Annotated in this window: 2 protein-coding genes; one reads left to right on the top strand and one right to left on the bottom strand. The window is 29.8% G+C overall.

The window, feature by feature from the left end:
* Positions 1-511, top strand: a 511-nt coding sequence (locus tag HT729_RS11475; RefSeq protein ID WP_240148734.1) for a restriction endonuclease subunit S, incomplete at its 5' end; no start/stop codon positions are given.
* Here the strand turns inward: HT729_RS11475 and HT729_RS11470 are convergent.
* On the bottom strand, positions 471-993 hold a 523-nt coding region (locus tag HT729_RS11470; protein WP_240148736.1), incomplete at its 5' end, for a restriction endonuclease subunit S. The two genes, HT729_RS11475 and HT729_RS11470, sit on opposite strands and share 41 nt — an antisense overlap.

Here is a 993-nt window from a genome sequence, read left to right as displayed (position 1 = left end):
TGATTATGGCTCTTATTATCTGAATAACATTAAAATTGAAATAGATTTTCCAAGAAGATCAACTTGGTTGCTAGCTCCTTTAGAAAAAATTGTAACAACTATTTCAGCTAAGCCTTATCAAATAAAACAGTCTGAAATTGTAAAAGAGGGCAAGATTCCAGTAGTTAGTCAATCTAAAATATTAGTTGAAGGATTTTCTAATAATTTTTCTAAGATTCTAGACTATAAAACAAACGTTGTAATATTTGGTGACCATACAAGAAATCTTAAGATTATAGACTTCCCTTTTGTTGTTGGTGCAGACGGAGTAAAAATTCTGTCTCCAATTTGCTTATCTGCAAAATTTTTAAAATACCACTTAGACTATACGCTATTATTTGTTAGGAACAGGGGCTATGCTCGACATTATTCGTATCTAAAATCTAAAATAATAGGTATTCCTTCAGTTTTAGAACAAAAGAGAATTGTCGCTAAAATTGATTTACTTTTTCAAAAAGTTTCTCAGCTTTAGTAATTATTAATTTTTGTGTACGTATACCTGGAAAATTAATTATAGTTTGAGAAAATCTAGTTTTGTTTAATATAGGAATAGTGGTAGATGATGTATTGTTCTTGAATTGTTTTTGCATAAAATCAGACTGTATAGCTAAAAGTAAAAATTTTGAGTTGACAAAATTAAATACTTCTATGCCATGCATTTGTTGATTGAACGCTCCATCAACACGAACAATCCCAGCAATTCCAATATTTCCAATACCATTTATTAAAATAGAACCTGCTTTTATTTTTCTGGATTTTGTATTTCCTAGAACCGATAAATATTCAGTTGCATTGTATAGTTCTCCTTGTAATAAATCAGCAGGTTTATAGAATGGTATTTCGCCGCCGTAGTTTTCAGGGCTATTTTTAGATGGCGTGTTACCAGTACTAATTATTCCTATATAATTTAATGTTGTCTGTACCCAATTCATAGGTATCTTCCCATAATAAGAG

It is taken from the genome of Streptococcus sp. 79 (assembly GCF_013277425.1).
Classification (GTDB): Bacteria; Bacillota; Bacilli; order Lactobacillales; family Streptococcaceae; genus Streptococcus; species Streptococcus pseudopneumoniae.
This window is presented reverse-complemented; position numbering and strand designations above follow the sequence as displayed.